Origin of the sequence: Clostridioides sp. ES-W-0018-02 (assembly GCF_020658175.1) — a bacterium.
Classification (GTDB): Bacteria; Bacillota; Clostridia; order Peptostreptococcales; family Peptostreptococcaceae; genus Clostridioides.
Map to the genome: position 1 here is coordinate 85,020 of NZ_JACVVY010000008.1, position 24,011 is coordinate 109,030.

Annotated in this window: 21 protein-coding genes and 1 riboswitch; of the genes, 1 reads left to right on the forward strand and 20 read right to left on the reverse strand. The window is 28.8% G+C overall.

Annotated elements, in window-relative coordinates:
- Positions 1-51: 51 nt before the first annotated feature.
- The 14 genes from IC219_RS16240 to purR all read right to left on the reverse strand — a co-directional run bounded on the left by IC219_RS16240 (position 52) and on the right by purR (position 15,926).
- On the reverse strand, positions 52-834 hold the full coding sequence (locus IC219_RS16240; RefSeq protein WP_227831526.1) for an A24 family peptidase: 783 nt from the start codon (positions 832-834) through the stop codon (positions 52-54).
- Positions 815-1,897 carry a type IV pilus twitching motility protein PilT gene (locus IC219_RS16245; protein WP_227831527.1) on the reverse strand — a complete coding sequence of 361 codons (1,083 nt, stop codon included), beginning with the start codon at positions 1,895-1,897 and terminating at the stop codon, positions 815-817. The genes IC219_RS16240 and IC219_RS16245 overlap by 20 nt, the downstream gene beginning before the upstream one ends.
- A gap of 105 nt (positions 1,898-2,002) precedes the next feature.
- On the reverse strand, positions 2,003-3,541 hold the full coding sequence (locus IC219_RS16250; protein ID WP_227483598.1) for a hypothetical protein: 1,539 nt from the start codon (positions 3,539-3,541) through the stop codon (positions 2,003-2,005).
- A 20-nt stretch (positions 3,542-3,561) separates the two neighbouring features.
- The gene (locus IC219_RS16255) at positions 3,562-4,089 is read right to left on the reverse strand and encodes a prepilin-type N-terminal cleavage/methylation domain-containing protein (protein ID WP_227436318.1); all 528 of its coding nucleotides are present in this window, start codon (positions 4,087-4,089) and stop codon (positions 3,562-3,564) included.
- Between the two features lie 38 nt (positions 4,090-4,127).
- Positions 4,128-4,694 carry a prepilin-type N-terminal cleavage/methylation domain-containing protein gene (locus IC219_RS16260; protein ID WP_227483599.1) on the reverse strand — a complete coding sequence of 189 codons (567 nt, stop codon included), beginning with the start codon at positions 4,692-4,694 and terminating at the stop codon, positions 4,128-4,130.
- A 26-nt stretch (positions 4,695-4,720) separates the two neighbouring features.
- A complete protein-coding gene (gene pilO, locus IC219_RS16265; RefSeq protein WP_227831528.1) occupies positions 4,721-5,629 on the reverse strand; it encodes a type 4a pilus biogenesis protein PilO in 909 nt (302 codons plus the stop codon).
- Positions 5,622-7,334 (reverse strand): PilN domain-containing protein, encoded by a 1,713-nt coding sequence (locus IC219_RS16270; RefSeq protein ID WP_227436323.1) that lies wholly within the window; start codon positions 7,332-7,334, stop codon positions 5,622-5,624. The genes pilO and IC219_RS16270 overlap by 8 nt, the downstream gene beginning before the upstream one ends.
- 15 nt (positions 7,335-7,349) lie before the next feature.
- Positions 7,350-8,558 (reverse strand): type II secretion system F family protein, encoded by a 1,209-nt coding sequence (locus tag IC219_RS16275; RefSeq protein ID WP_227436325.1) that lies wholly within the window; start codon positions 8,556-8,558, stop codon positions 7,350-7,352.
- Positions 8,559-8,569: 11 nt separating this feature from the next.
- Positions 8,570-10,246, reverse strand: coding sequence for a GspE/PulE family protein (locus tag IC219_RS16280; RefSeq protein WP_227831529.1), 1,677 nt, complete (start codon positions 10,244-10,246; stop codon positions 8,570-8,572).
- Between the two features lie 154 nt (positions 10,247-10,400).
- A complete protein-coding gene (locus IC219_RS16285; protein WP_227831530.1) occupies positions 10,401-10,892 on the reverse strand; it encodes a type II secretion system protein in 492 nt (163 codons plus the stop codon).
- A 157-nt stretch (positions 10,893-11,049) separates the two neighbouring features.
- Positions 11,050-11,135, reverse strand: a riboswitch (cyclic di-GMP riboswitch).
- Positions 11,136-11,978: 843 nt separating this feature from the next.
- On the reverse strand, positions 11,979-12,929 hold the full coding sequence (locus tag IC219_RS16290; RefSeq protein WP_054271950.1) for a ribose-phosphate diphosphokinase: 951 nt from the start codon (positions 12,927-12,929) through the stop codon (positions 11,979-11,981).
- A 94-nt stretch (positions 12,930-13,023) separates the two neighbouring features.
- Positions 13,024-14,403 carry a bifunctional UDP-N-acetylglucosamine diphosphorylase/glucosamine-1-phosphate N-acetyltransferase GlmU gene (glmU, locus tag IC219_RS16295; RefSeq protein ID WP_227436330.1) on the reverse strand — a complete coding sequence of 460 codons (1,380 nt, stop codon included), beginning with the start codon at positions 14,401-14,403 and terminating at the stop codon, positions 13,024-13,026.
- 210 nt (positions 14,404-14,613) lie between these two features.
- Positions 14,614-14,892 (reverse strand): septation regulator SpoVG, encoded by a 279-nt coding sequence (gene spoVG, locus IC219_RS16300; protein WP_003421453.1) that lies wholly within the window; start codon positions 14,890-14,892, stop codon positions 14,614-14,616.
- Between the two features lie 155 nt (positions 14,893-15,047).
- Positions 15,048-15,926 carry a pur operon repressor gene (purR, locus tag IC219_RS16305; protein WP_227436331.1) on the reverse strand — a complete coding sequence of 293 codons (879 nt, stop codon included), beginning with the start codon at positions 15,924-15,926 and terminating at the stop codon, positions 15,048-15,050.
- A 218-nt stretch (positions 15,927-16,144) separates the two neighbouring features.
- Here purR and murC point away from each other — a divergent pair, with 218 nt between their 5' ends.
- Positions 16,145-17,497, forward strand: a complete 1,353-nt coding sequence (murC, locus tag IC219_RS16310; RefSeq protein WP_227436333.1) for a UDP-N-acetylmuramate--L-alanine ligase — start codon at positions 16,145-16,147, stop codon at positions 17,495-17,497.
- A 77-nt stretch (positions 17,498-17,574) separates the two neighbouring features.
- Here the strand turns inward: murC and IC219_RS16315 are convergent, their stop codons facing one another.
- The 6 genes from IC219_RS16315 to rnmV form a co-directional block, all read right to left on the reverse strand.
- Positions 17,575-18,369 (reverse strand): hypothetical protein, encoded by a 795-nt coding sequence (locus IC219_RS16315; RefSeq protein WP_227436335.1) that lies wholly within the window; start codon positions 18,367-18,369, stop codon positions 17,575-17,577.
- Between the two features lie 69 nt (positions 18,370-18,438).
- Positions 18,439-19,335, reverse strand: coding sequence for a cation diffusion facilitator family transporter (locus IC219_RS16320; RefSeq protein ID WP_227436337.1), 897 nt, complete (start codon positions 19,333-19,335; stop codon positions 18,439-18,441).
- Between the two features lie 185 nt (positions 19,336-19,520).
- On the reverse strand, positions 19,521-20,636 hold the full coding sequence (locus IC219_RS16325) for a M20/M25/M40 family metallo-hydrolase (protein ID WP_227436340.1): 1,116 nt from the start codon (positions 20,634-20,636) through the stop codon (positions 19,521-19,523).
- A 149-nt stretch (positions 20,637-20,785) separates the two neighbouring features.
- Entirely contained in the window at positions 20,786-22,072 is a 1,287-nt protein-coding gene (locus IC219_RS16330) for a hypothetical protein (protein WP_227436342.1), read from the reverse strand.
- A 65-nt stretch (positions 22,073-22,137) separates the two neighbouring features.
- Positions 22,138-23,007 carry a 16S rRNA (adenine(1518)-N(6)/adenine(1519)-N(6))-dimethyltransferase RsmA gene (rsmA, locus tag IC219_RS16335; protein WP_227825271.1) on the reverse strand — a complete coding sequence of 290 codons (870 nt, stop codon included), beginning with the start codon at positions 23,005-23,007 and terminating at the stop codon, positions 22,138-22,140.
- 161 nt (positions 23,008-23,168) lie between these two features.
- Positions 23,169-23,699, reverse strand: coding sequence for a ribonuclease M5 (gene rnmV / locus IC219_RS16340; protein ID WP_227436345.1), 531 nt, complete (start codon positions 23,697-23,699; stop codon positions 23,169-23,171).
- Between the last annotated feature and the right edge of the window lie 312 nt (positions 23,700-24,011).

The following is a 24,011-nucleotide window of genomic DNA, read 5'->3' on the forward strand; positions in this document are numbered from 1 at the left end:
ACTTTAATTCACTTTTATAAAAATTAAAATTACATTAAACTTAACTATCCTCTACATAAGTATAGAAAAGTAAAATTCAAGTAATTGTCTTCCAAATAAAATTGTTATTAATGCTCCAATTGATATAAATGGCCCATAAGGTATAACAGAATTGTATTTCTTTCCCTTTATCTTGCTCAAAACTATCACACAAATTCCATATACTGCTCCTACATAAACACTCAGTAAAGCTGTTAAAAGACCATTTTTAGCACCCATATATAAGCCTAACATTGCGAATAGTTTAATATCTCCTCCACCCATGCATTCTTTTTTTATTATGAATTCAATTAGAACTACTATAAGCCAAACGCTTCCTCCACATACAAAAGCACCTATAATAGAATCTTTAATTGAAACTTCTTTTAGTAGAAGATTAAAAATTATAGCAAATATAGCCCCAAAAACTATTATCCTATCTGGTATTATAAAGTGGTCAATATCTATAAATGTTATTACAATTAATAAAGATACAAGAACCAAATAATAAATAGTTGATATGGATATTCCATAAACCATAAATACTGTTAAAAATAAAATTCCTGTAATTAACTCTACTATAGCATATCTACTAGAAATTTTCTCACCACAATATCTGCATTTTCTCCCACTCATTAAATAGCTAAAAACTGGTATTAAGTCCATAGTCTTTAATCTAGTATTGCAACTCATACAATGAGATGGGGGACTAGAGATAGATATACCTTCTGGAATCCTAAAAATACAAACATTAAAGAAACTTCCAAATACTAGCCCAACTACAAATACATATAAATTAACGACTATAATTTCCATTATAACTTACTCCACCTATCATTCTAGTCATAAATTCTTGGTCAGTACATCTACTAAGTGCCATATCTTTTGTAATCTTTCCATTTTTATAAAGTTCCATTAAATCTTGATCCATAGTTTTCATACCTGCTTTAACTCCAGTTTGTATCATATTTGGAATTTGATATGTTTTTCCTTCTCTTATTAGGTTTTTTATTGCTGGTGTTGCAAACATCAATTCAATTGCAGCTATCCTACCCTTCCCATCTGATGTAGGAAGTAATTGTTGTGATACTACCCCTTCACACACTGTAGACAATTGAGTTTTTATTTGTTGTTGTTGGGCTGGCTGGAACATGTCCACTATTCTGTCTATTGTCTTAGCAGCACCAACTGTATGTAGTGTTGAAAATACTAGATGTCCTGTTTCTGCGGCTGTTAACGCTATTGACACAGTCTCAGGGTCTCTCATTTCCCCTATTAGTATTACATCTGGGTCTTGACGTAAAATAGCTCTAAGAGCTGAGTGAAAACTTTCTGTATCAGTTCCTACTTCTCTTTGGTTTACTAAACTTTGTTTATGGTGATGGACATACTCTATTGGGTCTTCTAGTGTAATTATATGTTTTTGTTGCGTTTCATTTATTATATTTATCATACTTGCAAGTGTTGTACTTTTACCACTTCCTGTAGGTCCTGCAACTAAAACCAATCCTTTATGTCTTTCAGTAAAAGATTTTATGTTTTCTGGAAGTCCTAGTTTCTCAAAAGTTGGTATTTCTGCTGTTATAGTTCTTATTGCTATTGCATAATTTCCTTTTTGTCTATAGGAGTTTACCCTAAATCTTTCTCCAGTTTTTAGAGAAGCTGAAAAATCAGCTTCTCCATGTTCTTCTATTACTTTAAACATAGATTCCCCTGCTATGTCTTTTGCCATTTGCATCGTTATCTCTGGTGTCAAGATTTGTTCACTTAGCTTTACAAATCCACCTTTTACTCTAGCTACAGGATTTGTACCAACTGTTATGTGTATATCTGATGCATTTAAACTTATTGCTTGCTCTAATAAATCATAAATATACATAATATTTATTCTCCATATCTTTTATTAATTTACTTACTTTTTTAGTAATAAACATACAAAGTCATTTTATTACTTATTAGTTTATACTAAGTTATAGTTTTGTGTTTAGTTTACTTTTTTGTACGAACTTATGTCATGACTAATTGAAATTTTATCTTTTATGTCATAATTATCTAATATATTTGAATCTACATTTATATTAAATTTAACTTTAGCTTCAACTTCATATTTTGAATTTGAGTTTTCTTCAACACCTAATCCAAGAATATTTTTTTGTCCATCTTTAACTTCTACCTCTTTTATTCCATCTTTATCACCAGTTACTACTAAACTTAACTCTGCCCCTGAGCCATTTTCTTTTAATTCTGGCCAGCTTTCTTTCGTCATGTCGTAGTCAGCTTTATAAAAAGGTATTTTTATAGTAGCATCTTCTGTTTTATCAACTTCTTGAGGTTTTAATTCCTTCAGTCTACATTTTATCTCCGCTAAAAGCTCATTTTGTATATAATCAAAAGTTGTTATCAAAGTCATATTATCATATTTAACAGGTATTTTCTCATAAGACATACTTTTTAACTGATTACATTGGTCTGATATCTCATATAGTAACTCTTTATATTCCAAAAAATCTTCTGCTGTATTTTTATTTCCACTATATATATTCTCACTTAATTTTTCAAATTTCCTTACATTATTTCTCAAGTGAACCCTCAAAGCATTAAATCCTTCAGTTTGATTTGGTAAGAGTTTTAACAAGTTTTCTAATGTATCCCAGTTACTATTCCAACCATATCTCTTCCCATTTATTATAGGATTTTGTATTAAGTCATAATATTGTTGAGAATCTGGAATTCCATCAGATATTTCTACTTTTGGTTCATCAATATGAAATGTATGTCTGTATTCAATCATATTTTGCATTGCCAAAGAAATACTATCTAAAGCTTTATAAGTGTATGAAAATGTCCCATTTAAATGTTCATTTTCAACTTTATTTCCTTCTAAAAACATTTTTAAAAGAATATCATTATTTACTAACTTTGCCTGAAGTAATGTAGTTGAATCTATATCTCCAACCAAAATACTTTCATTTATTTTACTGATATCTCCAGAAGTATAAGTCTTACAAATTCTTAATGTAGAATCTCTATGTGAAAGAATAGTTTCAGCTATATCTTCAATATCCCTATCCTCAAATATATTTAAACCCTGTAATTTTTTTAACTCTATACTAGCTTTTTCTAAATCTGGAGCAGCTTTATTTAAATAGAACTTTATATTATTCATATACCCAAGTCTCTCCACTGGAAGATTTTCCTCATCTTGATTATTAAGTTCCAAACTTGATATATTTCTTAATGCTGACCTTGATATTGATTTTTCTTGATTTTCACTTTTAAGTTCATTATCTATTTTTTCAAGCTCATCATACAATTTTTCATATGCTTTATCAACACTATTTTCCACACATGTATCTGCTAGATACTTGGCCTGTATACCCTCATTAGTAGTCTTTGTAGATTTTATTCTATTAGCTATCTGATTTGAAAATGTCAATCCAACAATAGAAAGCAATGCTACTACAACCAAAACTAAAACTAATGCCGCCCCTCTTTCGTTTTTTATCTTATTATACTTCCTCAAAATCTCACCCCCAAGTAAAATTATTTATCTTTAAATATTTCAGTTACAATTTTAACTTCTTTTTTACTTGAATAGTCATTCATGCTTTTTCCCGTTGCAGTTATTTTGTATATTTGACCACTTTTATCATCTACAATAACCTTTACTTTGTTTGTAATACTTTCCTTGTCAATTATATTTCCGTCTTTATCTTCTACTGTTGTAATCTCTTTATATGGAGTATCATATAAACTCACATCATCCTTGTTAAGTACTTTATCATATACGACTTTGTTTGATTTATCTATTAATTTTTCATATTCCACTGTTCCATCTTCTCGCTTATCCAGACTGTCAAAATCAAATGTTCCACTTTTTATTTTCTCTCTTAAGTTCTCTATTTCACTTTGAACATAATTTAAGGAACTTATATCTGCTTCATTTTTAGTGTTGGCCTTTTCATTAGTATTGATAATATTAAAAAATGCAAATAATATAATTCCCATAATCGCCATAGCTACTAATACTTCAATTAAAGAAAATCCTTTTTCATTACTCTTTTTACTCATATTTTATCAACCTACTTATTTTTTAAATAAATTCCCATTTACCCAATTCTTGACATAACATCAAATGTATAAGTCTTATTATTTAAATCACTGCTTTTCTGGCCTTCTTGAGCTGATTCATTATAATATACACTTACTGTATAAATAGATTTATCAGCTTGTTTTTCTATTTTAAATGGCGTTTCCTTCATTTCTTTATTGTTTTGAACTAATGGTTGATTAGAAATTATTTCTTCTCTAAGTGCATCTTCAGTATTAGTGGTATTTTCTTGAATTCTTGTTACAGAGTATACTCCTGTATTGTTTTTGGTATCTATAGATACTTCATACTTTACTGTATTCTCTGGAGTTTCTATATTGTATTCATAGCCACTACCTGAACTGTTCTTTGTTACATCCTTACAGTTTTCTAAGTCTCTATTTAAATATTTATTAATTAAATTAATATTTACTTGAGCATCTGTAATGATTTGTTGTTTTTTTACTGCTGATGTTATACCATTAAATACTTTATAAGAAATGCTTAAAACTATAGTCAATATAAATACAGCTACTATTATTTCTAATAAAGTAAGACCTCTTTCATTGTTTTTGTACAAGCTCATCACCTATCTTTAAAACCTATTTGGTTTTATTTTGCACTAGATTTAAATGGATTATATTTTCCTGGTCTCCATGAAGATGGATTATCTGTATCAAGTACCATTGTAGTATTTTCTTTAGTATACATTATAAATTTAAATGTAGCCTCTACTACACCTTCTGCCTCTGGAGTCGCTACTTCTTTTTTTGTTTCTTTTTCTGTTGCAGCTCTAAGTACACAAGTGTTACATAGATAACTTGTTGACCTATCTAAAAGTTTGTCATTCTTAAGAATTTCTCCTTCTTTTATCAATGGACAGTCATTATATAAATGCCATTTATCTTCGCCTTCTACCCAATATATTTTTGTATCTTTATTTATGTTCACATTTTTAATTAAGTCTTTATTACTTGTTGTCTCTTGTTCTTCTTTTTCTGGCTCTATATATGAAGTCATAGTATAGTCTAATATCTGAGTAACATTTTTTTGCTCTTCTAAATAAGCCATCAATTTTTTAACATTTCTATAGTCCCCTCTAACACTTATTGTTGTTGATATTCCATAAAAATGTTCATATTCTCTAATATTTCCAACATCATAGCTAGTTAAGTCAATATTATATGTTTTCATTTTCTTGTCTAAACCAATTAGAAACAGACCATCTTGCATATCATATAATAGGTTTTTACTTTTTTCATTTAATTCAGTTTCAATATTTTTAAGTTGTTTTTCATATTTTGGCATAAGAGCTGTTTTCTCTTTATATGTATTTAGTTTTTGTGTAGCTTGTTTTACAGAATTTTTTGTAGAAACATATTTCTCATATTGTGGATAAAGTCCAAAATATCCATAGGATAAAATAGCAAGTAAAATTACAACTTTTATAAGTATTCCCTTTAGACTAACTTCCATTTTAAATATATCTTTTATATCTTTTTTAAATATGTCCTTATTCATTAGTTAATACACCTTCTTTCAGGTATAATGTCATATTAAATGTATAGTTGGAATTCTCTTCATTGCTTTTTATGCTATGCAGTTTAACATCTTCAAAATAATACAAGCCCTTTAATTTATATAAAAACTGACCTACATAAGAAGAATCTTTAGCATTTCCTTCTATGTTTATAACATTTGGTATCTTATCATATAATGGTGTTTTATCATCTTTATCTGTATCAGCACTATCAGTTCCACTATCTCCAGTTAATGCTTCTGACACATTTGTAGTCTTATCTTCATTTAAATCACTGCTGGCTTTATCTCCATCACTACTACTTTTTGTATTTGATTTTGTTTCATTACTACTTGATTTATTTGTGGTAGTTTTATTGTTATTTGAGTTCTCAGTTTTATTAGTAGTTCCAAGATTTTGATAAGTCGTTGATAAACTCATTAGTTCAACTCTACTTGGAGTATTTTTATCTATATCATCCAATAGATTTTCCCATTTTACCTTTTTCCCAATTAACATATCATATACCTTTATTTCTTCTGTTTTACTTTGTATCATTTTTTCTATATTTCCAATTTGATAGTAAGCAGACTCAATATTTCTTATTTCATCATTTACATTTTCAAGTTCTTTATTAGCTAAACTGTTTGAAAAAATTAAACATAAATATGGAATAGAAATCACTAAAATAACCACAGGTGCCATTTTCATTACACTTTTTATTTGTTTAGCTTTCATTTGTTTTCTAAGTATATCTATTGGTAGAAAATTTATATTTTCAAAATCTTTTTTGTCTTTAGGCTCTATCATACAACCTAAAAGTTCTACAATTGAATTTATATCATCTTCATCTATATCACCAGATACCATATCAGCTATATCCATTATCTCTGTAAGACCTTGAGAAACATAGTTTGAAAATGCAGAACTAAAAGCCTCATAAATTAATTTATTAGAGTACCTTTTCCCCAATATCAATATAGTGTCTGTTACCTTACCAAAGTTTCTTGACGAATAGTAATTCATAAGTCCTTTTGACTCTTCGACCACATTTAATAATTGCATTTCCATATCTTTAGCAGTTATTCTTATTGGTATATTATCACTAATAAATAAAGTATCTTTTTTATATATGTTTATAATTGTGCTATTATCGCTTATATTTGTCACCATTATATCATTGTAATCTAAATTCTTGAGAATTCTTAAATAAGCTGTTGATAATGTATCTATTCTATCCAATACCAAATCAAATTCATGTATTATATCTACAATTGCATTTATTTCTTCTTTCTTTATAGCCCCAATAATCAGATTTAAACTAGCCTCTTCACCTTCTGACCTATCAGATATCTCACTAGATACTTCATATGAAAATACATACTCATCTGATTCCAGGGCCATCATTTCATCCATTTCTAGCTTCATAAATCCATCTAAATCTTTTTTATCCATCTTAGGCAACTTTTGAGGTTTTAGAATTACATCTCTCGTATTCAAACAAAACACTATATGTTTTGATTTTAACTTTACATTTTCTAATGCATATCTCAATAGAGCATACTTTTCTTTAGAAAAATCTTGAGCAATATCCTCTATTGAAAATACATTAAAGTTTTTTATATAAAATTTATCTTTATCATGTTTGTATCTGCCTTCAACTATGGATATAGAATCACCATAATATGATACATAAACCTTATTCATTTGTTGTTTTCCCTCCTACATAGCATCATATATACTAAGCATTGGCATGAATATTGATACAACCAGTACCGCAACTATAATACCAACTGCAATTATTAAAACAGGTTCTATCATTGATGCCATTCTATTTAGATAAATTTCGGATTCATATTCATAGAATTCAGCCATCTGTCTACTTATGTTCTCTAATTCCCCTGTCTGTTCCCCTATAGCTATCATCTGCACTAAAACTGAATCAAAATACGTATATCTTTCTAAGTTTTCTGCTAGACTTTCACCTCTTGTTATTCCATCTTTTGCTGATGTTAAAATCTTTTCTGCCATAGTATTATTTACACTATCTATAATATAATCGAGCCCTTGAACTAATGGATACCCAGTTGATACAAATAGATACAATGCTCTTGAAAATCGTGTAGCCACCATACAGTTTATACCTTTTCCCAATACAGGAATTTTATTTATAACTCTATCCTTTTGAGCTCTACCCACTGGTGTTTTTAGATACTTCTTAAATTGGTAAATAGACAGTATAATAACTAAAAGTACTATTGGCCAAAATGTCTTCATAAATGTACCAAATCCCATAACAATCCTTGTTACAAGTGGAAGAGTGGCACCTACTGTTGTGATTGAATTAATCATCTTAGGTACCATAAATGCTGTAAATATAAAAATCATTATAAATGAAGAAATCAAAACTATTAATGGGTATGTAGCTGCATTTCTAAGCTTTTGCTTAACTCTATGCTCACTGGAATAAAATGAAGCCATACTTTTTAATACTTCATCTAGTTTACCTGTAGCCTCACCTGTAGCCACCATAGCACCAAGTAACTTTGGAAACTTAGACTTTGGTGCAAGCATTGAGTCAGCAATAGTAGAACCTATTTTTATCTCTGCTACTATACGATTTATTTCTTCTCTTAATGTAACATTAGTTGACCTTCCTGCTAATGTTTCTAATCCAGAAATACTATTTATACCAGAAGATACTATAATAGCAAACTGTCTGCAAAAATGGCTTATTTGGTCAGCCCCTAAGTCTTTTTTTCTCTTTCTAGAAGATATATTTATATTTTTACTTTTACTTTCTTTGATTTCAAGAACTCTAAGATTTCTTTTTCTAAGAAGACTTTTAGCTTCATTAAAATCATTAGCTTCAATCACATCAGTTTGCTTTTTCCCATCCTCTTTTATTATTGTGTACTTAAAACTTTTCATAATATCATCCCTTAATCAGTCATCAAAATTATTCTAATCATTTCTTCTACTGTTGTCTTTCCACCTAAAACCTTTTTAACTATATCCTCTTTTAGACTAATCATACCTTGTTTTTTAGCTAACTTTAAAATTTCTCTTTGATTTGCAGATGAATCTATTAGCTCTTTTATTTCTGGTGTAATTTCAAGCATTTCAAATATACCTAGACGACCCTTATATCCAGTATTATTACATCTTTCACATCCCTGTCCTTTATAGATAGTCACTGATTCGTTTACATCAATGCCAAGAGCCTTTTTTTCTCCAGTGTCTGCCTCATATGAAATTCTACAATGTTCACATATTTTTCGTGTCAGCCTTTGAGATATTACCCCTAAAAGAGATGAAGTTATCAAAAAACTTTCCACATCCATATCTAAAAGACGTGAAATCGCTCCGACTGCTGTATTTGCATGTAATGTACTTAAAACTAAATGTCCTGTAAGAGAAGCTCTAATTGCTATTTCAGCAGTTTCTGTATCTCTTATCTCTCCAACCATTATTATATCTGGGTCTTGACGCATAAAGGCTCTAAGCCCACTGGCAAAAGTAAGTCCTGCCTTCTCATTTATTTGAGATTGATTTACACCAGGTAGTTCATACTCTATAGGGTCTTCTATCGTTAATAAATTTCTATTTTCCGTATTCAATTGATTTAGCATTGAATATAATGTAGTAGTTTTTCCACTTCCAGTAGGTCCAACTACCAATATAAGCCCATAAGGAGTATTTATTAACTCATCATATATCTTAGAGCCATGTTCATCTATTCCTAGTACTTCTTTACTTACCATAAAATTACTCTTATCAAGTACTCTCATTGCTATTTTTTCATCCCTATTAGTAGGCATTGTAGAAACCCTAAAATCTATAGGTTTATTATCTACTTTTAAATATATTCTACCATCTTGTGGAATCCGCTTTTCAGATATATTTATATCTGACATTATTTTTATACGACTTATTACCGCTTTGTATGGAGCAGAGTTCATTCTCATATATTCTCTTAACATTCCATCTATTCTAAATCTAACACGCATGTAATTTTCGCTTTGTTCTATATGTATATCACTGGCCTCCATTCTAACAGCATTTTCTAGTATATTATTTACTAGTCTTACTATTGGAGCAGCATTTACATCCTCTTCAAGGATTACTGTTTCTCTAATTCCACCAGTCTTGTTTTTGTTGTATTCAGTCATTGCTTTATTTATTTCTGAATGTGCATAAGCATGACCTATTGCTTTGTTTATATCTTCTGCACTTGATATAAATATTTCGACATCTTTACCTGACATACGTCTTACATCTTGAACTGCTTCTCTGTCTTGTGGGTCTGACATGGCTAGACATATCTTGTCTCCATCGATTTTGAATGGAAATATCGCATATCTTTTACATATATTTTCTGGAACCATTTTTGTAGCTAATGTGTCTATTTCTGTTCCTTCTAAAAATACACTTTCTATATCCAAAAGTTCTTTTAATACACTTATTAATAAGTTACTATCTATAAGACCTTCTTGTACTAGAAATTCTCCTAGTCTTTTTCCACTGTTTTTTTGTTCTGATAATGCCCATTTAAGCTGGTCTTCTGTTATGTATCCTTTTTCAACCAGTTTGTCTCCTATTCTAACTTTTTTAGCCACAGATTTCACTCCTTTACTATCTCAATTATATCATCATTTGTGATTGGACATTAAAGAAAATAGTATAAAAGACAGGAAGATTTTCTTCCTGCCTTTTTCATTAAATTTATAATTAAACTTAAATATAATCAAATAATAAATATATTATTTACTATTAATTACCACTACTACCATTATCCTCTAAATTATCTATAAGAATGATGTATATATCACCTTTATCTAAAGCACTAGTTAACTTACTAGAAAGATTTTCATCTGTATAAACCTTATCTTCCCCTATATCAGATACTAGTTTGTTCGCTTGTTCTTTTGTTATTGTTGCGCCATCTATCAATAATGCTAATTTTTTATTATTACTAACTTTAACTAAATCATAAGTTCCACCAATATCAGAATTTTCTATATCAGATTCCAAGTATGATTTTAAGTGCGTTTTTATATCTGTAGGTAATGTGTTAGTATCTGCATAATAAGACAATGCTGCACTTTTAACTGAACTATAATCAGACTCAACACTTGCTACCTTAGCTTTGTTTATATTACTAAATAAAGCTGGAACTGCCACTACTGCTAATATACCTATAATTGCAATTACTACCAATAATTCCACTAAAGTGAAACCTTTTTTATTCTTTCTTAACTTCATTTTTATTCCCCCTCAATTTTTTTAATTAATACTTAATTATAATATATCTGGTTAAAAATCTAAGTAAAATTATTTACACGTACTAACCAGATTTATTTCTAGCATATAACCATTTTTTTGAACAAAAAAAACTATGAAAATAAAAGTATCATAAATACAATTTCATAGCCGGTTGCACCACTAACTCAATATGTTCCAAGGTGCCCACATTACAGAACATACATCAACGTTTCTATTTTATTAAATTTAGAATGATATATAACTCATAATAGAGATACATATCCACTTATATTATATAATAGTTACCACATTTTAGCAATACAGTTTATATTATTTATATATACCAAACTTTAACATATTCAAACATAATTTCCGAAAGTAATTATACTATACAAAAAAAGAAACATCTCCCTACAATTATCATATATCGTAAGGAGATATTTATAAATTATCATTTAGTTTTATCATTGTCATTTCCATCCTTTGCTAATATTTATTTGAAAGCTAAAAGCTATTACAATATAGTATTTTATTAAAAACATCTATATATAAACATTCTATATTCTTGCAGTTATGATTCAGCCACAATCACTATATAAATGAAACTCTTCATCTATATATATGCTTATCGTACAAAATTACTTTCTTTACAGTAACTTTATATAATCCAGAACCCTCTCACAAACACTAAAGATATAGAATAGATACTATTTTCAATTCTTATAAATAAACTTTCAATAGATTTTTATATTTACTTTAGATTGTGGCTGAATCAATTAATTATTAGGGGTTCATCTTCAATCCTTCCCATTGGAAACACCTCTTTCTTTAATTTATATTTACATAATACTACATAATTCAAACTTTTTCAATGATTTTTCCAAATATTTTTTATATTCGTAATATTCATAATTTTATATTTTTTATTAAATTTAGTTTTTAATTACTTATCCACATGTTTTACAAGAAACATTTACTTTTATATACACACATACAACTCCAATAAATTATACTAATACATAAATTAGATATTAAAAAAGAGTTGCTTAAAAACTTACTTTAAGCAACTCTTATAAATCTAATTAATTAAAATAATTTACTTACTGATTCATTAGAGAATATCATTCTTATAGCATCTCCAAATAAAGGAGCTACTGTTTTTATTTTTATCTTATCTATTCTTTTTTCTTCAGGAAGTTGTATAGTATCAAGAACTATTAACTCACTTATTTCTGAATTAGAAATTCTTTCAATAGCTGGTCCTGATAATACACCATGAGTACAACAAGCATAAACATCTTTTGCTCCAAACTCTTTAAGCGCATTTGCAGCATTAACGATTGTTCCAGCTGTATCTATCATATCATCTAATAGTATAACATTTTTACCTTTAACATCACCTATTAAGTTCATAACTTCACATACATTAGCTTTTGGTCTTCTCTTATCTATTATCGCTATTGGAACTTCTCCATTTAAAGTATTAGCAAACTTTCTTGATCTAGTAACACTTCCTAAATCTGGAGATACTACTACTAAATCTTCTATTTTCTTTTCATTGAAGTAATCTGCTAATATTGTTCCACCTAATAAGTGGTCTAGTGGTATATCAAAGTATCCTTGTATTTGAGCTGCATGTAAATCCATTGTTAATACTCTGTCTGCCCCAGCAGCAGTTATTAAGTTTGCAACTAATTTAGCAGTGATTGGATCTCTTGCCTTAGCTTTTCTATCTTGTCTTGCATATCCATAGTAAGGAATAACTGCTGTTATTCTTCCTGCTGATGCTCTCTTTAATGCATCAATTAAGATTAATAACTCCATTAAGTTATCATTTACTGGACTATTAGTAGATTGTACTACAAACACATCACAACCTCTTACTGTCTCATTCATGTTTACACATATTTCACCATCACTAAATGTACCTACTTCACAGTCTAGCACTGATACACCTATATAGTCAGCTATTTTTTGTGCTAACTCTTTCGATGAATTACCTGCAATAATTTTAATCTCGCTTCCGCTAGTATTCATTTATGTAACCCTCCTGAAAATTTTAAAATCCTAATGAATATAATTTATAATAATTTCGAGCTAATTTTATTAGCCAAAATAATAAACTAAATAACTACTTACCTTGATTATCTTTTTGATTCTTCTTTTCTACCCATCCTTCTTTAACAACTTGTCTTTGTCTTGCTATTGCTAAAGCTCCATCTGGGACATCATGTGTTATTGTTGAACCTGTTGCTATATATCCTTTTTCTTCTACAACTACTGGTGCAACTAAATTAGAATTTGAACCTATAAACGCATCATCTTTAACTATTGACTTAAATTTATTTTTACCATCATAGTTTACAAATACTACTCCACATCCAATATTTACATTTTTTCCAACATGCGCATCTCCTATATAAGAAAGATGAGATGCTTTTGAACCATCTTCTATAACAGCATTTTTTACCTCTACAAAATCACCTATTTTTACATTGTTTCCTAAGTTAGTTTTCGGTCTTAAATATGCATATGGTCCAACAGTAGTATTATCTCCAACTTTACTATCAAGTATCGTTGAATTTTTTATTTCTGTACCATTTCCTATTTCTGAGTTTGTTATAGATGAGTTCATTCCAATTATACAATCTGAACCTATCTTTGTTTTTCCTTGTAACATAACCCCTGGATATATTATAGTATCATTACCTATCTCAACATCAGATTCTATGTAGGTAGAGTTAGTGTTTATTATAGTCACTCCATTTACCATATGAGATTCATTTATTCTTCTTCTCATAATTTCTTCTGCCTTTGATAATTCCACTCTTGAGTTAACACCCATAAGTTCTTCAATAGTTGAACCTGCAAATGCACCAACTTTTAAGCCCTTGTCTCTCATTATTTTAGCAGTATCAGTTAAATAATATTCACCTTGTGCATTGTTATTATTTAACAAATCTAATGCTTCTCTAAGACTCTTTCCATTAAAACAGTATATCCCAGAATTTATCTCACTTATCATTTTTTCTTCTGAATTTGCATCTTTTTGTTCCACTATTTTAAGAAGGTCACCCTTCTTATCTCTTATTATTCTACCATAACCTGTTGGATTTCCAACTTTTGTTGTAAGAACTGTGGCATGATATTTATTTTCTATATGGAAATCAAATAATTTCTTTAATGTTTCTTCCTTTATAAGTGGAGTATCTCCACAAAGTACAACTATTATATCGTCATCATTTATATATTCTTTAGCCATTTTTACAGCATGTCCTGTTCCAAGCTGTTCTGTTTGCATAGCTATCATAGTTTCTTCTGCAAGTTTTTCTTTTACTACATCCGCTTCATGCCCCAAAATTACAACAGTATCCTTTACACCTGATTTTTTTGAAACATCTATAATATGGTTGACCATTTCTTTTCCGCATACTTTATGTATAACTTTTGGGTATTTAGACTTCATTCTTGTTCCTTTGCCAGCGGCAAGGATTATAGCTTTAAAGTTCATTGATACACTCCATTCAATCTAATTTAATTTTATTCGTATTATTATCTCAATCAATATACATTATAATACATTTATTTAACAATTTGTATACAACATATACATTATCACTAATAATATAGCACTTTTTTACTAAAAAGTACATATTTTAATGCAAATTCTACATTTAAAAAGAGCCTAAATGTTCGGGCTCTCTCCATTTTATATTTATTGTTATTCAGCAGCTACTTCCCATTGAACTAATGCTTCATGATACGCTTGTAAAACTGCATCTTCTAAAACTTGTCTCATTTCTGCATTTATTGGATGAGCTATGTCTCTGAAATTTCCTTCGCCTACTTTTCTGCTAGGCATTGCTATAAATAACCCATTGTGGCCTTCTATAACTTTTATATCATGCACTACAAACAAATTATCAAAAGTTATTGAAACTATACATTTCATCTTGCCTTCTTCTGTTAATTTTCTTACTCTTACGTCAGTTATCTTCATACCAATATATCCCCCTTTGATTTTGACAGAAATTAATTTATATTAAAATTATTATTGTTGGAATAAATTAATATAAACTGTTTTTTAAGTAATTCTATGGACAACTAGGGATATCCTCTTTTTATTTTTACATATTTTTCTAAATATTTTTTTTATTAATCTTCATCTATTTCAAATTCAAATTCTGAATCATTTTCTTCATCTAATTCTTCATTTCTATATTCATCTTTAAAAGTTTTTAAATTTGGTTCAACTACTATTTTATCTCCAGTAACATCTAACTGAATTAGTGATATATAATCTTTTACCATTTTTTCTGAAGGATTTGTTGTAGATATAAATACTCCAGTACCTATAACCTCTGCTCCAAATTCATTCATAAGGTCTACCATTCCTTTTATAGTACCTCCACCCCTCATGAAATCATCTATAATTATAACTTTACTATCTGGTTTAAGAGCCCTTCTTGGTAAACTCATACTCTCAACCTTCGAATTATTTCCACTTACATATGTCATACTAAGGGTAGGACCTTCTGATACTTTTATGTCTTTCCTTATTATAACTAAAGGCAAATTCATAGCCTTTGCAGTCATAAGTGCCATAGGTATACCTTTTGTTTCCATTGTTACAACATAATCTGCATCTACATATTCAATGTTTGAAGCAAATATTTTTCCTATCTTAGCAGCTATTGTAGGGTCATAAATTAAATCAATTAAGTATAAAAAACCACCAGATAGTATTCTAGATGTGTCACATATTTTCTCACATAATTCCATTAAAAACTCTGCATTTTCTGCTATAGAAGTTTTAGGTATATATTTTACTCCTCCTGCTGCACCTGAGATAGTTATAACTTTCCCTAAATGTAGTTTTTCAAATACATTTTTTACAACTAATAAATCTTCACTTATTGTGGATTTTGCTGCATTAAATTGATTTGTAAAATAACTTAATGTATATATTTTATTTGGATTATCAGATAGTATTTTAACTATTGCTCCAATTCTCTCTGTTCTTTTAAATTTCATTACTATTTCCTCCTACAAATACCTTTATATAACGTTAAACTAAATAATGCATAACAATTCGTATTGTGGTATAATATTACTTATGTTTTATTATATTCAAAAATAAAATACATATAATATTATATGCATATTAATTATAAAATATTGAACATTATATTATTATACCACAAAAATAGTTCATATTGTAGGACTTAATTAAAAAGAAAGGTGGTTTTATTATGAATATACACTTTATAGGAATTGGCGGTATCAGCATGAGTGCATTAGCCGAAATATGTATCAATAAGGGTTATCAGGTTTCAGGTTCGGATTCAAACGAATCATATCTATTAGACAAACTTAGGGATCAAGGGGCAAACATCTATATCGGTCAAAAAAAAGAAAATATATCAGATGATGTAAATATGGTTGTTTATACTGCAGCAGTTCACCCAGATAATGAAGAACTTATAGCTGCTCGAGAAAAGAATAAATTAATAATGAACAGAGCTACTTTTTTAGGCCAGATTATGAGAGAATATAAAAACTCTATAGCAGTTTCTGGTACACATGGAAAGACTTCTACAACATCTATGTTGTCTACAATTTTTGAATATGCAGACTTAGACCCAACTATACTAGTTGGTGGTAACTTAAGCATGATAGGTGGTAATGTTAAGATAGGTAATTCTAACCATTTTATAACTGAAGCATGTGAATATGTAGATAGTTTCCTTAATTTTAATCCTAAGATATCTATAGTTTTAAATGTTGAGGAAGACCATCTTGATTATTTCTCAGGTATAGACGAAATCAAAGCTTCTTTTAATAAATTTGGTAAACTTTTACCTCCAGATGGATATTTCATAATAAATGGTGATGATGAAAATGTAGATGACATATTATATGATGTCAAAGCTACTATTATAAAATATGGTAGAGATTCTGACAATGATGCTGTAATAAAAGACATACATTTTGATAATAGTGGTCATGGGATATTTAAAATAGAGTATCAAGGAAAAGATTTGGGAGAATTCGAGCTTTCTGTATATGGTCTTCATAATATATACAATGCTTCTTCTGCTATAATGGCAGCTCTTGTTTCTGGTATTGATTTAGAGACTATAAGAAAAAATTTAAAAATATATAAAGGTGTAGGAAGACGATTTGAATCTAAAGGATACTACAAAAATGCCTTAGTAATAGATGATTATGCACATCATCCAACTGAATTAAAGGCTACTTTAGCTGCTGCTAAAAAGTTAAAAAAATCAACTTTATGGTGCATCTTCCAGCCACATACTTACACTAGAACAAAATCTCTTTTAGGAGAATTTTCAGAAGCTTTCTATGCTGCTGATAAAGTTATCATAACAGACATATATGCTGCAAGAGAAGATGATCCAGGAGATATACACTCTAAAGATTTAGTTGAAAAATTATATCAAAACAACGTAGATGCTATCTACATAAAAGAATTTGAAGATATAGTAAAATATTTACGTGAAAATGTTAATGATAATGATTTAGTAATAACTGCTGGTGCTGGTCCAATATATAAGGTTGCAGACTTACTAGTTGAAAAATAGTATGTAACTAAAAATAACATATAAAAATTAATGTAGGCTATCAAATGATATAATCGCTTGATAGCCTTCTTAATATTTTATTTCTTTCCAATCTCAAATATTTCATTTTTAAGATAATCAAATAAACTTGTATGAACCTCGTAGTAAGAGACAGTTTTTTTAGAAGTAACTTTTACATAATCCTTGCCCATTGTATCTACTTTCACAGCAAAATTTTCACCTTTTATATTTATACTGAAATTATAATCACTTCTTTCCTTGCTTTTTTCTGGCTGAACCTTTCCTACAACTCTTTTTGAAATCATCTTATGTGCTAAATCATCAAACTTCCATTTATGAACCTTCTTAGTTTCTTTTCCATAAGTTATAGTGACCTCTTTCCAGTCTTTATAGTGACTCAAAAGGTCAAATGAAGTATATATACTCTCATCTAAAAGTTTCTTAAAAGAATTTTTGGAATCAATTGGAACTTTATAATATTCCTCTTTATTTACAGTATAGACTCTAAAAAAATTAAGGTCTGTAGAAAATTTAATTCCATCATCAGAATACCCTTCATAAATTGCTTCATAAGAAGTAGTATTTCTTACCTTCTTAAATTCTGAGAAAAAGAACTTTATCTCGTTCCACATATCTTCTTCGATTTTTATGTTTTCTACATTTTTATCTGATACATAAATTTTCTTTTTCTCTTTTATTTGAGTCATTAAAGACCTATTATCTTCTGTCTCTGTTTCTACTTTCTTTGGAACTTCACTCTTATCCTTCTCCATGTTTAGACCTATTTTAAAGGATATAAAGTATATTATAAAGAAAACAACTACTCCTATTAATATTGCAGCTTTTTTCTTTAGTTTTCTTTTCTTACTCATTTAACCACCCCTAGAGTTTATAGTCATAAAACAATTATATAACTTTTTACACTTTTTTTTAAGCTATAATTATTTTATACACTTATTTCCTTGGCAATTAGTGCATGGTTCAACATGAACTGTTATCCCTTTTACAAATTCCATATGTTTTATTATATGTTTTTCCAACTTAGTAGCAATATCGTGCCCCTGTTTTACTGTGAGATTTTCATCAACACATATAGTCAAGTCCACATATGCCATAGCTCCATGCTTTCTAGTCTTTATATCTCCTAGATTTTTAACACCTTCTGTATCTGCTACAATAAACTTTAATTCTCTTCTTTCTTCTTCATCAACTGAAACATCCATCAATTCATTTACAGAACTTCTAAGTATATCGATTCCTACCTTAGCCACAAATACTGCCACTACAACTGACGCAATTGGGTCTAATGGTTTAAATCCTAAAATAGAACCTCCTATACCTATAAATGCAGCCACTGAAGATAGAGCATCTGACCTATGATGCCAAGCATCTGCTTTTAAAGCTGGTGAATTTATCTTTTTAGCAACTTTGATTGTTATTCTATATTGATACTCTTTTATCAAAATTGAGATGACTGACACTATTAACGGAAGTATTGATGGAACACTCAATGCATCTAAGTTAAATAATGATTTAATAGCCCCTATACCTATTGTTATAGAAACAAATATAAGTAATATTGATAATACGAATGATACCAATGTCTCTGCCTTTTCGTGACCATAATTATGTTCCTTATCTCCTGGTCTAGAAGATACATAATTACCTATCAGTACACCTATAGAACTTATAATATCTGAGGCTGAATGTAATCCATCTGCAATCATAGCACTCGAATTACCAATAATACCAGCTATCACCTTAATTATTGTTAAGACTATATTCCAAATTATTGATTGTATTGTTATTTTATTTGCTTCCTCATACCTTGTTTCCATTGTTATTCCTCCTAACAAACCAAATCTAAATATTATTAAAAACATATACTTAAACATAAATTAAATTTATTATTATATTCAAATGTATATCTTTTACTTTCAATAGAGATTATCAATCTTCTATAAAATGAAAAATCACCTAGCTTGAGCTAGGCGATATATATATTATACACTATTATTTAAATTTATGCTTCTTTTATTATCTCTATTACCATTTTGGCAGAATCATATAAATCCTTTATAGCTATATGTTCATCTAATGTATGCGCATTTTTCATACCTATTCCTAGAGTTATAGCTTCAATACCATTTTTACTTAATATATTAGTATCGCTACCTCCTCCTGTAGATTCAGTATGACCTTCTATTCCTAAATTTGAAAATGCTTTTTTTGCAAGTTGTATTATTTCTGAATCTTCATTCACATCTATTGGAGTATATGCTCTATTTACATCTATTTCAATTTTAGCTCCAAAATCCTTAGCAGCTTTTTCAAAAGTTTCTACCATATGTTTAGTTTGAACATCTAATTTATCTTCTTTTAGACTTCTAGCTTCTGCAACTATGTTAACTTCTCCTGTTACTATATTTGTAGCTGTTCCACCATTTATAATTCCTATGTTAGCAGTTGTTTCTTCATCTATTCTAAGTAAATTCATATTATCTATTGCTCTAGCAGCTACCATTATAGCACTTATACCAGCTTCAGGCTCAAGACCTGCATGGGCTGTCTTTCCTAATATCTTAACATTTATTACATCTTGTGCAGGAGCTTTTACTATTATCTCTCCTGGAGAACCACCACTATCTAATACAAAGGCATATTTAGAATCTATTTTTGCATAGTCTAAATTTTTAGCTCCAACTAATCCACATTCTTCACATATAGAGAATACAACTTGAATATCAGTATGTTCTATATTATTTTCTTTTACTTGTCTTAATCCCTCTAATATAGCTGCTATGCCTGCTTTATCATCAGATCCTAATATTGTAGTCCCATCACTTTTTATTATTCCATTTACTTCATCCACTATAGGTTTTACCCCTATTCCTGGAGTTACTGTATCCATATGTGAACTAAATAATATTTTCTTTCCTTCTTTATTTCCTTTTAAAGTAGCTATTATATTGCCTGTTTCTCCATTTGCTTTTTCACCAGCATTATCTACTACAACTGAACAACCTATTTCTTCTAACTTTTCAACTAATACTTTGGCTACGTTCCCCTCTTTTAAAGATAAACTGTCTATCTGTATTAATTCAAGGAACTCATTTAAAATTCTTTGCTCGTTTATCATAATCTTCCTCCATAATATAATAGGTATTTCAACATATATTGTAGTGTAATATTTAAATATTATCAATAGTTTTTAAACTTTTATATCATTTTAGTTAAGTTTCTTTACTAAAATGAAAGTTAAAGTTAAATTCTTTCATTCTTATTGTTTTATCTAACTATACTTCTCTGTCTAGAATCTATAAAGCATAACCAGTAGCCTAAACTATTGGTTCTGTGGTCACAAGCTTGATATCTCAAAAATCCTGTACTTCCATTATCTGGTTGTTCATTTCTATTACCTGGAATAGCATAAATATAATGCTTTCTCTTATTATATTCATCATATTGTACTCCGAATAAGTAATGTCTATATTTATATGAATGTAAAACTGCATCACTATACATTGTATAATTCAATACATTTAAATATCCTAAATAAGGCATTGAATATCCACACAATGTTGTAGGGTTTACCTCTATTTTCCACCATCTTGTATTGTCTATATAATCTGCTGTAAAAGGCTTAACTTCTCTAAATAGCTTTAACCCTTTCTTTATTTGTCTAGGCATAAGTAATGTTCCAGCTTGCTTATTCCCACTATCTATTTGATTTATTCCATTGGCTCTTTTTACTTTTTCAACATTATTTTGTTCTTTTTGAGTTTTCTTTGACTTAGTAGTTTTTTGAGAAGCAACTACCTTTTCTTCATGTCTTATTTCAAAATCTTCTTCATCCTCATCATATTCATCTTCATATTCTATATCGTCATAGAATTCATTTTCTTTAGCCTTGTTATAATTTTCTATTTCCTTATAGTTATTAAATTCTTCAATTTCATCATCACTAGAATCTTCTACATCTGCTCTTATCTTTAATTCTCCCTCTTCAGTTTCATCATCTTCCCAATAATCTTCATATTCATCTTCATCATATTCTTCTATAATATATTCTTCGTCACTATCACTGTTTTCTTCATTATCAGCATCTTCTTCTAAGTACTCTTCTTCTCTTTCAACCTCTATATCTTCTTCTAAATACTCTTCTTCACTTTCAGCTAATTCTTCATCTTCTACATCTTGGAATAATATGTCCTCATAATTTTCAATCTTATTTCCCTTAAACCCAACTAGAGGAATATTTCTTTCATACAATAAGGCAATTCCTTTTATTTCTTCATCATAATCCTCTAAATCTAAAACAAATTCACCTCTTCCTTGTTCATTTAAAATTATATTTCCTAAGTCTATTAATCCATGGTCACCTTTTATTGCTACTGCTTTATACCCATCTTTAACATATTTTAGATTTTCTACATATAATGCAATGATTGATTTTTCATCATTTACTTCGACTTTTGCAAAAGCTTTTGGCAGTACTCGTTCTTTGTATCTAAAGTTTATGTCTTTAGCTTCTAGTATTATATAGTCTCTTTTAAACTTTCTTTTAGAACCCACTGCAATCCCCCCTTAACACAGTTTCTCTAAACAATATATGTTAATAAAATAAAAAAAAGTACCTCCTATTTAGAAGATACTTTTGTATTTACTATATTTGAAAGAACTGCAAACTCTTCTATACTAAGAGTTTCACCACGTCTTTTTTCATCTATATTAGCTTCTTTTAATATTTCTCTTATTTCGTCCTTATTAAGAAAACCAAGGCCTCCCAATGAATTAAGTAAAGTCTTCCTTCTTTGTCCAAAAGATGCTTTTACTGTCTTGAAAAATAGTTCTTCATTATGAACATCATATTTCTTTTCAGCTCTGACATGTAAACCTATAACCGTTGAATCTACATTGGGTTGTGGTATAAACATATGTCTTGGAGCCTTTGCTACAATTTCTGTTTCACAATAGTACTGAACAGCTATAGACAATGCTCCATAATCCTTTGTACTTGGAACAGCATTCATTCTATCTGCAACTTCTTTTTGAACCATAACTACTATATCCGTTACAGGTATATCCTCTTCTAAAAATTTCATAACTATTGGTGTAGTTATATAATATGGAAGATTTGCTACAAGCTTAACTGGTCCACCATTTAATTTATCTTTTACTAGTTCTTGTATATCTACTTTTAATATATCTTGGTTTATAACTTCTATATTCTCTAAATCTGATAAGGTATCTTTCAATATAGGAATTAAGTTTCTATCAATTTCTATAGCTACCACTTTCTCTGCTACCTTACCCATTTCACGAGTAAGTGTACCTATCCCAGGACCTACTTCTATTATGTTATCTCCTTCTGTAACTCTAGCTCCATCCAATATTTTATCTATTATATTACTATCTATTAAAAAATTCTGACCTAAAGACTTTGAAAATTTAAAATTATGTTTTTGTACTACTTCTTTCGTTGCACTGTGTGAAGATAGTCTATCCATCGTTTACTCCTTTTTAACTTATTTTAAGATTTTATCCTATTAATTATACTTATTTACATGTGTTTAAAGCAAAATATTTATTAAAGATAATTTATTTTAAATTACTCCATAATTTTATATTTATTTTTTATATATTTTTTTCATATCATACATGCTTACATTTAAATTTGTTTTAATGCACTTATAAATTCTTCTCTTTCAACACCATAATTATTTAATCTATTTAAAAATTGCTTTGCATTTCCATAACCAATCCCAAGTATTTTACCAAGTGCATCTCTCCTAGATGATGCATCTTCATTTCCTATAAGACCATTTCTAATCAAATCAACTTGTTTAAATTCATCTCTTTTCTCTGTACTTTCAGTTCTAACTTTATTTAAAGCTGCTATTATACTTTTAGGAGTAGCATTTTCTATACCTATATCTCCATCCTTTTTAGCTTCTTCTCTTGGTAAAAACGCATGTTTACATCCTGGAACTTCTGATGCTATTTTTTTTCTTATTTTTTCACCTGCAAAATCTGGGTCGGTAAATATTATAACTCCTCGTCTTTCATTAGCTGATTTTATACGCTCCATTACTCCTTTTGGAAATCCAAATCCACCTGTGGTTATAAGTTCTGCATCTATTGCTCTCTTAACAGCTGTAACATCATCTCTTCCCTCTACTACTATTATCTCTTTTATCATATAAATTCACCTTTTATTTGTTTTTAGTTTTTGTTTACATCTCTTTATTTTAAGGTTTTTATTTAATTTAATCAAGGCACTAACCTATTTATTTTTATTTAGAAATCTATAGTTTAAGAAAAATTTATTCCTACTAGATAAATATATTCACTATTATATTCTATTGAATCACCTATAAGCAACAATAAGTCCCATGTAGCATTACCTGTATTAATATTATATCATCCATACAATTTTCTTTTTTAATATTAATGATTTATAGAAAAAGATGTAGAACTCAGGACAAATATACATTAAAAGAGCCTAGATATA

What these genes read in the sequence shown, in the direction of transcription:
- IC219_RS16240 (WP_227831526.1), bottom strand. Translation starts at nt 834, where the DNA reads ATGGAAATTATAGTCGTTAATTTATATGTATTTGTAGTTGGGCTAGTA.
- IC219_RS16245 (WP_227831527.1), bottom strand. Translation starts at nt 1,897, where the DNA reads ATGTATATTTATGATTTATTAGAGCAAGCAATAAGTTTAAATGCATCA.
- IC219_RS16255 (WP_227436318.1), bottom strand. Translation starts at nt 4,089, where the DNA reads ATGAGTAAAAAGAGTAATGAAAAAGGATTTTCTTTAATTGAAGTATTA.
- IC219_RS16260 (WP_227483599.1), bottom strand. Translation starts at nt 4,694, where the DNA reads ATGAGCTTGTACAAAAACAATGAAAGAGGTCTTACTTTATTAGAAATA.
- pilO (WP_227831528.1), bottom strand. Translation starts at nt 5,629, where the DNA reads ATGAATAAGGACATATTTAAAAAAGATATAAAAGATATATTTAAAATG.
- IC219_RS16270 (WP_227436323.1), bottom strand. Translation starts at nt 7,334, where the DNA reads ATGAATAAGGTTTATGTATCATATTATGGTGATTCTATATCCATAGTT.
- IC219_RS16275 (WP_227436325.1), bottom strand. Translation starts at nt 8,558, where the DNA reads ATGAAAAGTTTTAAGTACACAATAATAAAAGAGGATGGGAAAAAGCAA.
- IC219_RS16285 (WP_227831530.1), bottom strand. Translation starts at nt 10,892, where the DNA reads ATGAAGTTAAGAAAGAATAAAAAAGGTTTCACTTTAGTGGAATTATTG.
- IC219_RS16290 (WP_054271950.1), bottom strand. Translation starts at nt 12,929, where the DNA reads ATGAATACTAGCGGAAGCGAGATTAAAATTATTGCAGGTAATTCATCG.
- glmU (WP_227436330.1), bottom strand. Translation starts at nt 14,403, where the DNA reads ATGAACTTTAAAGCTATAATCCTTGCCGCTGGCAAAGGAACAAGAATG.
- spoVG (WP_003421453.1), bottom strand. Translation starts at nt 14,892, where the DNA reads ATGAAGATAACTGACGTAAGAGTAAGAAAATTAACAGAAGAAGGCAAG.
- purR (WP_227436331.1), bottom strand. Translation starts at nt 15,926, where the DNA reads ATGAAATTTAAAAGAACAGAGAGAATTGGAGCAATAGTTAAAATACTA.
- murC (WP_227436333.1), top strand. Translation starts at nt 16,145, where the DNA reads ATGAATATACACTTTATAGGAATTGGCGGTATCAGCATGAGTGCATTA.
- IC219_RS16315 (WP_227436335.1), bottom strand. Translation starts at nt 18,369, where the DNA reads ATGAGTAAGAAAAGAAAACTAAAGAAAAAAGCTGCAATATTAATAGGA.
- IC219_RS16320 (WP_227436337.1), bottom strand. Translation starts at nt 19,335, where the DNA reads ATGGAAACAAGGTATGAGGAAGCAAATAAAATAACAATACAATCAATA.
- IC219_RS16325 (WP_227436340.1), bottom strand. Translation starts at nt 20,636, where the DNA reads ATGATAAACGAGCAAAGAATTTTAAATGAGTTCCTTGAATTAATACAG.
- rsmA (WP_227825271.1), bottom strand. Translation starts at nt 23,007, where the DNA reads ATGGATAGACTATCTTCACACAGTGCAACGAAAGAAGTAGTACAAAAA.
- rnmV (WP_227436345.1), bottom strand. Translation starts at nt 23,699, where the DNA reads ATGATAAAAGAGATAATAGTAGTAGAGGGAAGAGATGATGTTACAGCT.